The organism is Leifsonia sp. ZF2019 (assembly GCF_019924635.1).
GTDB lineage: Bacteria > Actinomycetota > Actinomycetes > Actinomycetales > Microbacteriaceae > Leifsonia.
The window spans coordinates 3,929,065-3,943,740 of record NZ_CP065037.1 but is presented as its reverse complement, the minus strand read 5'-3'; the positions used below and the strand labels follow the sequence as shown (position 1 = coordinate 3,943,740).

Genomic DNA, 14,676 nt, shown 5'->3' with positions numbered 1-14,676 from the left:
GCATTCTGCCGTTCTGGCAGGCGCGAAGCGGCAGGATGCGACCCCGCTGTGGCGCGCTAGACCCGGTGCCCGAGCGACCAGATGCGGTCGCCGCGGCCCGAGAGGGCGTCGGAGAGGTCGGCGGCCTGGGCGTCGGTGAGGGAGGCGACGTAGTCGATCACCCCGCGGGCGCGGGAGAGCTCGTCGACGGGGCGCCAGGCGGCGACGGCACGGTAGCGGGTGGCGTCCATCGCCGCGTAGTCCTCGTGGGCGAGGTCGATCAGCTCGCGCAGGCGGCGGGGCACACGGTGGCGGTCGTGCTCGTCGTCCATCCACTCGATGAGGGCGCGGACGGTGCGGGAGATCACGGTGCTGAGGCCGCGCTGCTGGATGGCGAGGTCGGGACGGCTGAGCACGAACTGGCGGTGCAGGAACTTGAGGATCTCGACCCGGTGCCAGGCCGCCGGCCCCAGACTGAGCGGGCCCGTGCGCAGGGAGTCGCCCGTCGCCACGCCCACCGAGTCGACGAAACCGCGGATCCAGCGGCCGGTGAACGCCGCTAGCTCGCGCTCGAGGGCGAGGGAGCCGTCGAAGGGGCGGATGAGGAGCGCGTCGACCAGCTCGGCGTTCACCGCCCAGACCGCGTCGTAGAAGGCGTCGTCCTCGGCGATCCACGGGTCGTCGCGGTCCACCTTGCGGCGCAGACGCTCCAGCGCGGCCCCGGGAGCGGAGCTGCCCGCCAGGTCGTGAGAGGAGGCCGCCGCCCAGCTGGGCACGTCGTCGAGCCAGCCGTGGAACTCGGCCGTCACCGATGCGTGGTCGAGGATGCCGGCCCGGTAGAAGTCGTCGATGTCGTGCACCGAGTAGGCGATATCGTCCGAGATGTCCATGACGGCGCCCTCGGCGGTCTGTCGGAGCGGGCGCGCCTCCACCTGCTCCCGGGCGTCGTCGAGGTCGGCCTCGTCGACGAAGTAGGCCGAATACTTGAAGACGTCGTAGTCGGCGCCCGTGCGGTGGATGCCGCGCGGCACGGAGTCGGCGTGGTGCAGCGCCCGCACGTCCACCCGTGGCGACCACGGGTACTTCGCGATCGCCGCCCGGGTGGCCGCGGTGAGGTCGAGCCCGCTCGGCGCGCTCTCGATCACATCGAGCGAGGCGATGATGCGGTAGGTCTGCGCGTTGCCCTCGAAGCCGTCGGCGAGGCCGAGCTCGTCGCGAGCGATGCGGTTGAGCACCGCCTCGCCGAGGTGGCCGAACGGGGGATGCCCCAGGTCGTGTGCGCACGCCGCAGCCTCCACCACGGTGGGATCGCACGGTCCGGCATCGGTGTCCCCGATGCGCTCGGCGATCGAACGGGCGACGGAGGCGACCTTCATCGTGTGCGTCAGCCGATTGTGCACCGGTGCGCCGGCGGTGGAGGGGGACACGACCTGCGTGACCGCCGACAGGCGCGAGAAGTAGGGCGAGAACTGGACCCTCTCGAGGTCGGTGACGAAGGGGCCGCCCGCCGCGAGCGGGTCGCCCCCGCCGAGGGCGTCGGAGGCTGTCGTGTCGGCCGCGGCGAAGCGGCGGGCGTCTCTGCGCACGGGTGATCCGATCTGTCGTCGTCCGCCAGTCGTATCACGATCGGGCGCGGCGCGTCTCACCTCTCGCGTGTCGGGCGAGCGCGAGGAACCGTCCGGGCGCAGTCCGCTGCCGGGGCGGTCACGCCTTCGCGGCAGCCGCCTCCGCGGCCTCCGCCTCGTCGAGCGTCTTGCGGATCTCGTCCATGTCGAGCCCGCGGATCTGCCCGATCAGGTCTTCCAGCGCCGGGGCAGGAAGGGCGCCCGCCTGCGAGAACAGCAGGATGCCGTCGCGGAACGCCATCAGTGTCGGGATGGACGTGATACCCGCCGCGCTCGACAGGCCCTGCTCGGCCTCCGTGTCGACCTTGCCGAACACGATGTCGTCGTTCTTCTCCGACACGGTCTCGTACACCGGCCCGAACGCACGGCACGGGCCGCACCACTCGGCCCAGAAGTCGACGAGCACGATGTCGTTCGATGTGATGGTGGATTCGAAGGTCGTTCCGGTCAGCTCGGTGGTCGCCATGTGCGGTCCTTTCGTTCGAGACACCCCTACCCGTATCTCTGCAATGGGTTCACCGGCGACGGTATTCCTCGGGTGGCGGGAGGTCGACCCCACCCCTCTTCGATTCGGCGGTGCCCGTCGGACATACTGGTCGCGTGGCCGCGCCGTGCGGGCGGGCCGGACCGGGGGACACAGTGGACTACACGACGACGACGGACCTGACAGCGGCCTACGGCTGGTCGGCGCTGGGCGGCCTGGTCGCCTACGTCTTCTACGGCTTCGCCCTGATGGGGATCTTCGGCAAGGCGGGCCTGAAAAGGTGGCCGGCGTGGGTACCGTTCTTCAGCACCTGGCGGCTCCTCCAACTCGGCGGTCAGAAGGGATGGCTGGTGCTGATCGGGCTCATCCCGGTCGTCGGGCAGCTGATCTACCTGGTGTTCCTCATCATCGCCGGAGTCCACATCCAGCGCGGCTTCGGAAAGCCGGGCGTCTTCTATCTCCTGGCCATCCTCGTCACGCCCGTCTGGTACGGCATCCTCGCCTGGGACCGCTCTGTGTGGGCGCCCCGTCACACACCACTCGTGCCGCGTTCCGGCTACGCCGAACCGGGCCCGCTCTCCGGTCCGGCCGCTCCCACCGCCTCCTGATCGCATGGTGGCCGTCCTCACGCTCGTCGCCCTCGCCGGGGTCTCGGTCACCCTCGGGGCGCTGATCGTGCTGCACGTCGCCCCGTCCGGCCTCGCGCCCCTGCGCGATCCGGTCAGCGCCTACGGAATCTCCCGCCACAGCGCGCTCTATCGCGTCCAGACGCTCGGCACCGCGGTCGCCGCAGCCGCTCTCGCGATCGCCTTCGCAGCGACCGACCTCCCCGCGACCCTGCCCGCCATCGTCGCCCTCATCGTCCTCGCCGTCGCCCGCGCCGTCATCAGCTGGGCGCCGATGGACGCGCCGGGAACCGCGCGCACCTCCACCGGCCGCCTCCACGACGTGCTCGCCTTCGGCGCCTTCGCCGCCGCGTCGGTCGGCGGCTTCATGACCGCGATCGCGTTCGGCGCGACCTCCGGCCTCTCCGCCGCCGCCGCAGCCTCCAGCGCGCTCGGCTGGCTGATGACCGCGGCCAGCGTCCTCACGATCGTCTCGGCCGCCACGCCTGCACTCCGCGGAGTGTTCGGCCTGGCCGAGCGCTTGATCTACGTGGGGATGATCGCGTGGCTGGCGCTGACGGCCGTGGTGCTGCTGGGGTGGTGAGGGGGCGCATGCCGTCCACGGGTCCTCGACCTCGATTTGCGTGGCCGAATATCTGTAGCCGTGATAAATTGAGGAATGGCGCCCCGATGGATCGACTCGGCATTCAAGCATGGTGTTTCGAAGGCCGATCAGATCTGGGCGCTTCTGCATCCCACGTATCAGGCGGACATACCCGGCGCCTCGCGTGATGATGGAACAGTTCGGTTGATGATCGACCACCCGCACGGCCAGACCGAACGGGAGATCGAGATCCTGGTCAATGTGTACCCGGATGGTCGCGAGGCCGGGGTCTTCCATGCGATGGAGTTGGGCCCGAAGTTCCGGCGCTACAGGGAGGAGAATCCGAATGTCTGAGACGATGACCGACGCGGAGTACGAGGCGCTTGCAGCCCGGCTGACCGATGTCGCCACGCAGCTGCCCGCGCCCCAGAACGTCCTGATCGGCTTGGCCGCCGAACAGGCAGGTCGCGAATTCATGCTGAGCGAGTACGGCTCGGAGGAGGCGCTGGACGACGCCCTGCGCTCGGCGGGGAGGCCGCGACTCGGGACCCATCCCAAGGGGGCGTCGCCCACTGTGCGCGGCCGCATCCCTGCGGCTGATCGGGCGGCCTTCGATCGGTTGATCCAGCAGACCGGGAAGAAGGAGAGTGAGCTGGTGCGCGAGGCCGTGCATCTGCTGCTGGAGCAGCACAGGCTCGCCGGCTGATCTGCGGGGGCAATGTCCCGACCGCCACTCCGATAGCCGACACGGGAAGCGCGGGCGAGCACGTGTCTGCGACTCGCCCGCGCTGTGAGACGCCGACAACCCGAATGCCGGCGGTGGAGCCCTCCGTGTCTACCCGTATGACCGGAGGTCTGAGATCACCCTTCCGGACGCTGGGAGGCGTTACGTGCGTCTGGGGCGAGAATACGTAGCCCGACGGTTCGGTTGCCGTAGTCGACCCGGCGTCGGCCACGGGTCGCGCGTCCTCCGCCCGAACCTCGGGTCACGGAATCCGGTGCGGGGCGCCGCGCCGAACACCTCGTGTCAGCGCACATCGACGTCTCCGGGAAGTGCCGCGGATGACGTCGGCACCACCGGGAGTCTCGGCATGACGGACAGGCGCCTCGTCGAAGAGCACGTGAGGTCGTTCGTGCACGCCTTCGTGGACCCGACGGCCTGGCTGGCGCTGCTCGTCGGGCGGAACACGCGAGCGGGTCGCCAGCGTTTCCGGGCGCTGCTGCGGTCGCCGCTCCCCCTCGTCGACGCGCGAACCGTCAGCGTCGCCGACCGCGACGAGCGGTTCGCCGTGCGGCTGCTCGAGCGGCTCGGCGCCCCGTCGACCTGCGTGCTCGTCAAAGACGGTCTGGTCGAGGACGAGAGCACGACGCTCGGCTCTGCGATGCATCGCGCGCAGCTCTCGGGGGAGGGTGCGCTGATCTCGTGCATATCCGGGAGGCTCGCCTACCTTCAGACCGCCGACGGGCGCCGGACGATCCTGTACCGGCAGTGCCGGTCCAGGCGAGCCGGGCCGCCGTCCTGATCCGGTGCTACCCCGGCTCCTCCTCCGACTCCAGCTGCTCGTCGGCGTCGACTCCCGAGTCGTCGGTCTCCGTCGCCTCGATGGCGGCCTCCGCCTCGGCGCGGGCCTCGGCCTCCGCGCGCTCTTCGCGCTTCTCTCTGCTCATGCCGTCCCCTTTCAGCGGTGGCGCGGCTTGCGCGCCGGTCGGTCGTCACGGTCACGTCGGTCGTCACGGTCACGTCGCTCGTCGCGATCCCGCCTGTCGCCGTCGCGGCGTGCACCGGCCCCGCGGTCGGGGCGGATGTCGATCAGGCGTCCGCTGATGCGCGTGTCGGCGAGGCGGTCGAGGGTGTCGCGCGGCAGATCGGCGGGCAGCTCGACGATGGAGAACGCCGGCATGATGCGGATGTGCCCGAAGTCGTCGCGGCTCAGACCGCCCTCGTTGGCGAGCGCGCCGACGATCTGGCGCGGTTCCACTTTGTGCCGTTTGCCGACCTCGATCCGGTACGCCGACATCGGCTTGTCGCTGCGCTCGCGTCGGGCCGGGCGGTCGCCGCGCGTGCGGCGGTCGTCGCGTCCACCGCGGTCCCGACCCCGATCCTCGTACCGGGAGTCGCGCTGCACCTGACGGGTCAGCGCGTCGTCGGCGTCCAGCAGGAGGGGCTCGTCGCCCTGCGCCACGATGGCGAGGGCCGCGGACACGTCCGCCTCCGGGACGTCGTGGTGCTCGACGTAGTGGGCGATGATGTCGCGGAACCGCGAGATGCGGTCCTCCTGCGTCAGCGCCTCGGTGATCGCGTCGTCGAAGCGCGCGAGGCGGGTCTCGTTCACGTCGTCGATGCTCGGCAGCTGCATCTGCGTCAAGGGCTGGCGGGTCGCCTTCTCGATCGCGGTGAGGAGGCGGCGCTCGCGGGGCGTGACGAAGCTGATCGCGTCACCGCTGCGGCCCGCGCGGCCCGTGCGTCCGATGCGGTGCACGTACGACTCCGTGTCGACCGGGATGTCGAAGTTGACCACATGGCTGATGCGTTCGACGTCGAGGCCGCGCGCCGCGACGTCCGTCGCCACGAGGATGTCGAGCGTGCCCGACTTGAGCTGGTCCACCGTGCGTTCCCGCTGGGCCTGTGCCACGTCTCCGTTGATCGCCGCCGCCGAGTAACCGCGCGCGCGGAGCCGCTCCGCGAGCGTCTCGGTCTCGTTCTTGGTGCGGACGAAGATGATCATCCCCTCGAAGTTCTCGACTTCGAGGATGCGGGTGAGGGCGTCGACCTTCTGCGGGTACGACACGACGAGGTAGCGCTGGGTGATGTTGGCCGACGTGGTCGTCTTGCCCGTGATGGTGATCTCTTCGGGATCGTGCAGGTAGTTCTTCGAGATGCGCCGGATCGACGCCGGCATGGTCGCCGAGAACAGGGCGACCTGCTTGTCGTCCGGAGTGTCGGCGAGGATGGTCTCCACATCCTCCGCGAACCCCATCTTCAGCATCTCGTCGGCCTCGTCGAGCACGAGGTACTTGAGCTCGGACAGGTCGAGGGTGCCCTTGTCGAGGTGGTCCATGATCCGGCCGGGCGTGCCGACGACGATGTGCACGCCGCGTCGCAACGCCGACAGCTGCACGCCGTAGCCCTGCCCGCCGTACACCGGGAGCAGGTGCACGCCCTTGAGGTGCGCGGCGTAGCTCTCGAACGCCTCCGCCACCTGCAGGGCCAGCTCGCGGGTGGGGGCGAGCACGAGCGCCTGCGGGCTCTTCTGCGACAGGTCGAGGCGCGAGAGGATCGGCAGAGCGAAAGCCGCGGTCTTTCCCGTGCCCGTCTGCGCGAGCCCGACGACGTCGCGACCCTCCATCAGCACGGGGATGGTGGCCGCCTGGATGGCGGAGGGAGTCTCGTATCCGAGGTCCTTCAGGGCCTTCAGGACGGCGCCCTCCAGGCCGAGATCGGAGAAGGTGGGCGTCGCGTCGGCGGCGTCCGCCTCGGTGCTGGGTGTCTCGGTCGTGGTCACCGGGTCAACGGTAGTCCCCGGGCGGGGCGTGTGCCATGCGAGCGCTCGTCCCGGGCACGTCTCCGCCGCTGCGGCGGACCCCGCCGCCCCGTTCGGGGTACAGAAACGTCCTCCATGCGGTGGACTGTCCCCAGCTTTGGGGTAGCAAAACACCTACAGGTGTGATGGAAACTTCGATAGGAAAGGGGTGAAGCATCTCTCGTTGGACCCGACCCGCGAGCCGCTACCCGAACCGACGCCCGTCGCACACCCGTCCCGACGCCCGCCGAGCGGACCCGGATGCTTCGTCCCGCATGGGGGATTGTTGTGCTTACCCGAATCCGCGCTCTCTTCGTGCGCCCGCGCGGCCGTCACTCGGCCGCCGGGCTCACTCTCCGGACTCCCGTCAGTGTCGCCGCAGCACTCGCGCTGGTGCTGCTCGGCTCCTCGGCGATCGGCGTCCAGGCGGCCAACGCCGACGACCTGGGCTCCGGCGTCCTGAACCTGTCGAAGACGACCACGGTCACGGATGTGCAGCCCGGGCAGCAGTTTGTCTACACCCTCAACTTCGGCTGCTCCTCCACCACGACCGGCTGTGTGAACGCGACGATCACCGATCCCGTCCCGGCGCCGCTGACCATCGTCGGCACGCCCACGGTCGTCGGCGGCAGCGGCGCGGTCACGGTCGACGGCAACACGGTCAAGGTCGCGTTCAACGACGCCGTGCCCAACACCACTCCCGCGAGCACGGGGCTCGCCGCGGGTGCGACCGGCACCGTCCAGATCACCGCCAAGGTGCCCGACGACGTCGCGAAGTCGTACGACACCCAGACCCTCACCAACACCGCGTCGTTCACGGCGAGCAACGCGGCCACCGTGCAGGCCTCCGCGCCGGTCACCGTGCACGTGCCCGACGTGCTCGGTGCGACGGCCTCGAAGACCTGGACCCCGGCATCCACCCAGTTCGCCGCAGGCGAGCACTCGACCGCGACCCTCAAGGCGTCGAGCTCGTCGAACATCGACGCGACCAGCCTGACGATCGCCGAGCCCGCCGACCCGACGGTCGCGGGCGGCGTGTACGACTTCTACGACTTCGCGGGCTTCGGCGCCGTGACCATGCCCGCCGGCGCCGACCAGGTGCAGGTGGTGGCCGTGACCGCGGGCGGGGACGTCCCCGGGCCGGTGGGTGCCACCCCCGCGCTTCCCTCCACGGTCGCCGCGGGCGATGTGCTCGGCCTGAAGATCGTCTTCAGCTCGTCGCAGGGCGGGGCCGCCATCACGCCGGGTGCCAACGGATCCGTCGACGTCGTCTTCGCGCAGCGCGCGACAAACCGCCGGACGGGCGCCGCGCTCGTCGCCGGCGGCACCCGCGTCAACACGATCGCCTCCGTCGTCAGCACGCCGAAGGGCGATGCGACCTCGGCGCCCGCCACGGCCTCTCAGGTGATCGCCCCGCTCACGGTGAGCGTGTCCGCCGACAAGAGCTTCAGCGTCCAGCAGATCCCGGCCGGGCAATCCACCACCGCCACCCTCACCGCGACCAACACGTCCACGGGTCCGCTCACCAGCCTGTCCGTGCGCGAGCCCGGCAGCGGCACGTTCTTCTCCGACAAGATCTCGTTCGGCGGGTTCACGTCGGGTGCGGCATGGCCGGACGGCGCGACGGGCGCCACGGTCTCCTGGTCGGTGAACACCGGGACGGCCCCCGCCGACTCGACCTTCACCTCGTCGTCCGGGCTGCCCAGCGCGCCGACGCTCGCTCCCGGGCAGTACATCACCGCCTTCCAGGTGACCTACACCGGCACCATCGGCACCGGGGCGACGGCGAAGCTGCCCTTCCGCGTCGGGACGACGACGGATGCGGGGCCCGCCGGCTCCGGCTTCGTCACCTACCCGAACGCGGCGACCGTCACCGGCGTCAACGCGGCAGGGACCGCCGAGGACACGGCGACCGCGAACCTCGAGGTGTACTTCCCCGAGGTGACGCTGGCGCTCGACAAGACGATCACTCCGCAGACCGTGATCCCGGGCGGCGCGAGCCTGGTGCAGCTGTCGGCGCAGACGCCGCCGGGCACCAGCTCCGTGCGCCCCACCACGATCGTCGTGACGGAGCCGCAGGATCCGACCGCCGCTCCGTATTGGAACGCGTTCGACGCCACCGCGATCGCGCCGACCTCCGTCCCGAACGGGTCGACGCTCACCATCGAGTACACGACCGACGGAACCACCTGGAAGACGCTGACCACCGTCGACGCCACCTCGGGTGCGAAGACCTACTCGGCCGTGCTCGACGACGTCCTGCCGAACGGCACGGGGCACTCCGACGTGCGGGGGCTGCGCTTCACCTTCGCCGATCAGGACGGCTTCGGCCAGGCGACCAACGTGAAGCCGGGCATCGTGTTCGTCGCGCGCGGCACGCTCCGCGACGGCAGCGGCCCGACCAACCCGGGCACGTACCCGGCGCTCACCGCCTACGAGAACTGCGCGGTCAGCAGCGCGAGCGGCACCGTCAACGGCGGCGCGACCATCACGAGCCGTCCCGCCGTGGACTGCGCCACCGCGAACGTCCAGGCCACCGACGGAGGTCCCGGTCCGCTGATCGCGAGCAAGGCGTGGGACGGCACCAAGGTGCTGCAGGCCCAGTCCGGCACCACCACCGGCGTCACGCTCGGCTGGGGCACCCAGACCACCGGCGTCACCTCGATGGTCGTCCAGGACCCGGCGAGCCCCTCGCCCGTCTCGTCCAGCGTGTTCCAGGCGTTCGACCTGGTGCGCATCGACGCGATCACCCCGACCTCCACGGCGGGTGCGACCTACGACCCGCTGATCCGCTGGGACAAGGTCTCCAAGGTCGAGCTCTTCGACGGCACCACGTGGAACGACGTCACGTCGAAGGCCTGCACCAGCGCGAACGCCTGTGACGGCACCTTCCCCGGCTACACCCTGAGCACCGCCGAGCGCGCGTCGACACAGGGTGTGCGCCTCACGTTCATCGAGAGCCCGAACCGGGCCGCGGCCATCGCCGCCACCGGAGACCCGACGGCCCCGGCCGTGGGCAGCGGTGTGGCGAGTGCCTCGGCCGGAGCCTTCCCGGGCGCCAACGCCAATGCGCGCACTCTCCACCTCGACCTGAAGCTGCGCAACTCCGTGCGCGGCGGCGCCACGACGGACTGGGTGACCGGCACCCGCGAGTACAACATCGCCGGTTCGGCCGGAGCGGTCGACAACACCGTCCTGGTGCGCGGCATCCCGGCCACCGGCGCGCCGTTCGAGCGGACCGCGTCCGATCACGTCACGATCATCGACCCGACCTTCACCACGAAGACGACGAAGACCGCGAACCCGACGACGCTCGTCATCCCGCAGCCGGACGTCCCCGCCGCCTCGTACCCGACCACCGTCTACACGACGACGATCGCGAACACGTCCACGAGCAGCACCTGGCAGCTCCGCATCAGCGACCCGATCGACTGCACCAACGCGACCACGACGGCCCCGTGCGTCTTCGGCGCCTACGACCCGGCCGCGAACCCGCTGGACAGGCTGAACCTGACCAAGATCGCCGTCGACCTGAGCTCGGCGAGCGGAGTGCAGACCTCCCTCAGCGTCGTCTCGCTCCTGCACCGCGCCGACGATGGGACGCTGACGACGACGACGCACACGATCGCGCAGGCCACGGCGCTCACCGCGGCCCAGCTCGCCGACGTGGTCGGGGTCAGCGTGCTGCTGCGCGGCACCAACGCGCAGGGAACCGACGGAACCGGCGCCACCATCGCGCCGGGGCAGAAGGCCACGGTCACGCTGACGGCGCAGCTGCGCCCGACCAGCCGGGCCACCGGCACGGCGCCCACCGCCGGCGCGTTCGTCAACACCGTCTACGGCGCGCTGCACGACGACGTCTACCCGACCGCTCAGGCCGCGGACACACAGAGCGCGTCCGTGACGCTGGCGAACGGCAACCTCCAGGTCGCCACCGCGAAGACGTTCACCCCCACCAGCACGCTCCAGGCCAACCCGACGAACCCCATCCAGGTGAGTCTGCGCGCCCGCTCGACCGGCACGCTCTCCCCGAAGGTCCTCGTCATCGAGGACTCGACCCCCACCTTCTGGAACGCCTTCACGCTCAGCGGCTTCGCCATCCCGAACGTGCCGACCGGCGCCGACCGGGTGACGATCGACGCCCAGACCGGTCAGGGCGCCGGAGCGATCTGGCACCCCGGATCCGCGAGCACGATCGCGACGGCCTCACTGCCGTCGAGCGTCGCCGCGGCTGACGTGACCGGCCTGCGCTTCACGTTCACCCGGGCGGACGGGTCGAGCTTCGCCGCCTCCAACAATGCGGACAACGTCCGTCTCAGCGTGAGCCTGCGGTCGCAGCTGCGCGACGGGTCCGGGCCCGTCGCCTCGACGGCGGTCAGCACCCCGATGCCCGGCGAGACCGCGGCGGGCACCATCACCGACACCGTGTTCGCCGACGCCTCGTACAACGAGGTGAATGCGACGCGGGCGACCGCGACGGCGACCTTCACGGTCAACCCCGGGACCGCGGCCATCGTGGTGGAGAAGACGAGCCCCGGCCAGGCCGCCTCCGGCAAGGAGGTCAACTGGACCCTGCGGTTCAAGAACACCGGGACCGGGTACCTGCCCAACCCGGTCGCGACCGACACCCTTCCGAGCGACGGCTCGCTGATCTTCGTGCCCACCAACGTGCCGGTGTACAGCACGTCGTCGGGCGGCACGCTTCCGACGGACCCCACGAAGGTGACTCGCACCTATGATCAGGCCGCCGGGACGATCCGCTTCACCTGGCCGGCCGGCTCGCAGCTGGCTCCCGGCGAGACCTACAGCATCACGATCTCGCTGCAGATCAAGCCGGGCCTGCCGCCCGCGTCCGTCGCGACCAACCGATTCGGCGTGACCACCGACCGTGCGCTGACCGCGGGTGTCTGCGGCGCGCTCAACCCGGGCAATGGCCGCGCCATCAGCTTCGCGGCCAACACCTGCTCGACGAGCAACGTCGTGACGACGCTCTCGCAGGGCTCGTTCACCGCCTCGAAGGGCGTCCGCTCCGACAGCGGAGACGCGCAGAACATCAACAACCCGTCGCTGCCCTGCACCTCGGACTCCGACGGCTACTACCGCTACCCCTGCGCGGCGGTCAGCACCGTCGGCGGTACCGACCACTGGAAGCTGGAGATGGTGAACGGCGGGAACGTCGCCGCCAAGAACCTGACGGCCGTGGACGTGTTCCCGTACCCGGGTGACGTGGGTGTCGTCGACCCGTCGCAGCGCGGGTCGGTCTACACCCCGCGGTTCAACGGCGACGTCGCGTTCCAGAGCTCGGGCGGCGTCGACGGCACCCGCATGGACTGGTACGTCACGACCTCCGCGAACCCGTGCACCAAGGAGATCACCCCCGGCGCGGGATCCTGCCCCGCCGGTTCGTGGCTGCCCTCCAGTGCGGTCGGCACCACCGTCGACGCGGGCGCGGTCACCGCGATCAAGCTGGTCTTCGACTTCAGCGGGGCGCCCGGTGCGGTGCTGCCGGCCGGCGGCGCGCTCAAGGTGACGTACTCGACCACGAACGTCCCGACCACGACGGCGGGCGACGACCGGGCGCCGGTCACCGCCCCCGTGACCGGCGTGCGAGCCTGGAACTCGTTCGGCTTCTACCCGACGTACGTGTCGGGCTCGCAGCCGGCGGGACCGCAGGAGCCGATCAAGTCCGGCGTCCTCCTCCTCGGCGGTCCGCTGCAGATCACCAAGACGATCACGGGACCGGCCGCGGAGTATGCGCCGACCAGCTTCGTCGCCGACGTGGCGTGCACCGTCGACGGCGTGAAGGTCGACCTCGGCAGCGCGTCCTCGGTCACGCTGAGCAAGGCCGGCGGGTACACCGCACGGATCGACGGGATCCCGGTGGGCGCCTCCTGCGCCGTCACCGAGCACGGCGCCGACGGCTCGTACGGCGAGTCGAGCCGCACGGTGACCCCGGCGAGCGTGGTCATCGCGACCGCGGCCGACGCCTCGGCGCCCGTCCCGGCCGCCCAGACCGTCGCCATCGCGAACGACTACGCGACGACGCAGCTCACCGTCACCAAGCACGTCGAGACCGCGGCGACGGCCGGCTCCTTCGGGCCCTTCGACCTGACCCTCGTCTGCACCAGCGCGCTCGGGACCTCCATCCCGCTCGCGGCAGCGGATGCCGCCTTCACCCTGGCCGACGGCGAGTCCCGCACCGTCACCGGGCTTCCGGTCGGCGCGAAGTGCGTGATCAGCGAGACCGACGCCGACGGAGCGGCGACCGCGCCGAACCACGTCGGCATCGCGTTCGACGGAGCCGCGGAGACGACCGGCGACTCGACGACCGTGACCCTCACCGGCGCGGACGGCGGAGACACCGCGGTGGTGAACAACCACTACGCGGCCGGCACGCTGACGATCACCAAGACCGTCGACGGCGACGCCGCGGGCGCCTACGGCGACGGTCCCTTCACCGTCCACGCGACCTGCGTCTACGCGGGCGACCAGACCCTGTTCGACGGAGACCTGACGATCCGCGGCGGCGAGACGGTCACCGTCCCGGGCGTCTACCCGGCCGGCACCGTCTGCGACGTGACCGAGACGGCGACGGGAGGCGCGACGGGAAGCACCGTCGACCAGCCCTCCGTCACCATCCCGGGCGCGCTCGACGGCACCGTGCAGAACGTGACGGTCGACGTGACCAACACGTTCTCGGCCGGCTCGGTCACGCTCGAGAAGGTGCGCGACGGCGACGGCGCGGCCACCTACGGGGCCGGCCCGTTCACCGCGCAGCTGACCTGCACCTGGGTCAAGGACGGCGTGACGCTCACGATCCCGCTGCCTGACGCCGGTGTGGTCGTGCTCGACCAGGCCAACGGCTACACCGCGACCGTCACCGGTCTCATCCAGGGAGCCCACTGCGACACGGCGGAGACGGCGACGGGAGGCGCGACCTCCGTCGCGATCGCCCCGGCCGGCGGCGTCACCGTGCCCGCGGGCACCCCGGCGACGGTGACGATCACCAACACCTTCGACACCGGCTCGCTGACGATCGACAAGAAGCGCGTCGGCGCGGGCGTCGCCCTCTTCGGCGCCGGTCCGTTCACCGTCCAGGTCACCTGCACCTACGACGTCGACGGCGTGACCACGCCCATCGACCTCGGGGCGAGGGGCACCCTGGAGCTGTCGAAGGCGAACGGCTACACGGCCACCGTCGACGACCTGATCGCCGGTGCCTCCTGCGCCGTCGAGGAGACGGACGCCGGTCTCGCGACCGCGACCACCCTCGACCCCGCGGACGGCGTGGTCGCCATCCCGAGCGGCTCGGCCGCGACGGTCACGGTGACCAACCGCTTCGACATCGGTCACCTCGCGGTCGCGAAGTCCGCCGATCGGCCGACGGCCTCGGTGGGCGACACCATCGTCTACACGATCGTCGTCACCAACGACGGCGAGATCGACGCGGTCGACGCGACGGTGAGCGACCTCCTGCCGCGTGGCCTCCGGGTCATCAGCACGAGCCCGGCGTCGACCATGACGGCCGGCAAGCTCACCTGGAAGATCCCGGCCCTCGCCGTCGGAGCCTCCACCTCGTTCACGGTGACCACCGTCCTCGACCAGCCGCTCGACACCACCAACCGGGCGACGGTCACGACCCCGCCCGGGCCGTGGACACCGTCGACCGGCGAGGGCGGCTGCGGTGACGCGGGCGAGGCCTGCGCTGTCGTGCTCGACCCGCCGGCGGCGGGCGGCCTCGCCAGCACCGGCTCGACCCAGGGTGCCGGTGTCCTGTGGGGCATCGGACTCCTGGTCGCCGGCGCCGCCGGACTCGTGGTGACGCGCCTGCGCCGCCGCCCGCGCCGCGGCTGAGGCC

The 14,676-nt window shown here is 71.0% G+C and carries 10 protein-coding genes; 6 read left to right on the top strand and 4 right to left on the bottom strand.

The genetic code is table 11. The annotated features are described in order from the left end of the window. Positions 1-56: 56 nt before the first annotated feature. Entirely contained in the window at positions 57-1,565 is a 1,509-nt protein-coding gene (locus IT072_RS19185; RefSeq protein WP_223358432.1) for a deoxyguanosinetriphosphate triphosphohydrolase family protein, read from the bottom strand. Positions 1,566-1,683: 118 nt separating this feature from the next. Further along, positions 1,684-2,070: a thioredoxin gene (trxA, locus tag IT072_RS19180; RefSeq protein WP_223358431.1), complete on the bottom strand. Its 387-nt coding sequence runs from the start codon at positions 2,068-2,070 to the stop codon at positions 1,684-1,686. A gap of 134 nt (positions 2,071-2,204) precedes the next feature. On the opposite strand from trxA, the gene IT072_RS19175 reads away from it, so the two are divergent. From IT072_RS19175 to IT072_RS19155, 5 genes are all read left to right on the top strand, one after another. Continuing rightward, positions 2,205-2,696, top strand: a complete 492-nt coding sequence (locus tag IT072_RS19175) for a DUF5684 domain-containing protein (RefSeq protein ID WP_223358430.1) — start codon at positions 2,205-2,207, stop codon at positions 2,694-2,696. Positions 2,697-2,700: 4 nt separating this feature from the next. Further along, the gene (locus IT072_RS19170; RefSeq protein ID WP_223358429.1) at positions 2,701-3,297 is read left to right on the top strand and encodes a DUF998 domain-containing protein; all 597 of its coding nucleotides are present in this window, start codon (positions 2,701-2,703) and stop codon (positions 3,295-3,297) included. Between the two features lie 75 nt (positions 3,298-3,372). Next, a complete protein-coding gene (locus tag IT072_RS19165; protein WP_223358428.1) occupies positions 3,373-3,651 on the top strand; it encodes a hypothetical protein in 279 nt (92 codons plus the stop codon). Continuing rightward, positions 3,644-4,003 carry a hypothetical protein gene (locus tag IT072_RS19160; RefSeq protein ID WP_223358427.1) on the top strand — a complete coding sequence of 120 codons (360 nt, stop codon included), beginning with the start codon at positions 3,644-3,646 and terminating at the stop codon, positions 4,001-4,003. The genes IT072_RS19165 and IT072_RS19160 overlap by 8 nt, the downstream gene beginning before the upstream one ends. Positions 4,004-4,388: 385 nt before the next feature. After that, the gene (locus tag IT072_RS19155; RefSeq protein ID WP_223358426.1) at positions 4,389-4,820 is read left to right on the top strand and encodes a hypothetical protein; all 432 of its coding nucleotides are present in this window, start codon (positions 4,389-4,391) and stop codon (positions 4,818-4,820) included. A gap of 7 nt (positions 4,821-4,827) precedes the next feature. Here IT072_RS19155 and IT072_RS19150 read toward each other — a convergent pair whose 3' ends face one another. Continuing rightward, positions 4,828-4,965 carry a hypothetical protein gene (locus tag IT072_RS19150; protein WP_223358425.1) on the bottom strand — a complete coding sequence of 46 codons (138 nt, stop codon included), beginning with the start codon at positions 4,963-4,965 and terminating at the stop codon, positions 4,828-4,830. Between the two features lie 11 nt (positions 4,966-4,976). After that, positions 4,977-6,800, bottom strand: a complete 1,824-nt coding sequence (locus IT072_RS19145; protein WP_223358424.1) for a DEAD/DEAH box helicase — start codon at positions 6,798-6,800, stop codon at positions 4,977-4,979. A gap of 306 nt (positions 6,801-7,106) precedes the next feature. Here IT072_RS19145 and IT072_RS19140 point away from each other — a divergent pair, with 306 nt between their 5' ends. Further along, a complete protein-coding gene (locus IT072_RS19140) occupies positions 7,107-14,672 on the top strand; it encodes a DUF5979 domain-containing protein (RefSeq protein WP_223358423.1) in 7,566 nt (2,521 codons plus the stop codon). Positions 14,673-14,676: the final 4 nt, after the last annotated feature.

What these genes read in the sequence shown, in the direction of transcription:
- IT072_RS19150 (WP_223358425.1), bottom strand. Translation starts at nt 4,965, where the DNA reads ATGAGCAGAGAGAAGCGCGAAGAGCGCGCGGAGGCCGAGGCCCGCGCC.
- IT072_RS19160 (WP_223358427.1), top strand. Translation starts at nt 3,644, where the DNA reads ATGTCTGAGACGATGACCGACGCGGAGTACGAGGCGCTTGCAGCCCGG.
- IT072_RS19155 (WP_223358426.1), top strand. Translation starts at nt 4,389, where the DNA reads ATGACGGACAGGCGCCTCGTCGAAGAGCACGTGAGGTCGTTCGTGCAC.
- IT072_RS19170 (WP_223358429.1), top strand. Translation starts at nt 2,701, where the DNA reads ATGGTGGCCGTCCTCACGCTCGTCGCCCTCGCCGGGGTCTCGGTCACC.
- IT072_RS19165 (WP_223358428.1), top strand. Translation starts at nt 3,373, where the DNA reads ATGGCGCCCCGATGGATCGACTCGGCATTCAAGCATGGTGTTTCGAAG.
- trxA (WP_223358431.1), bottom strand. Translation starts at nt 2,070, where the DNA reads ATGGCGACCACCGAGCTGACCGGAACGACCTTCGAATCCACCATCACA.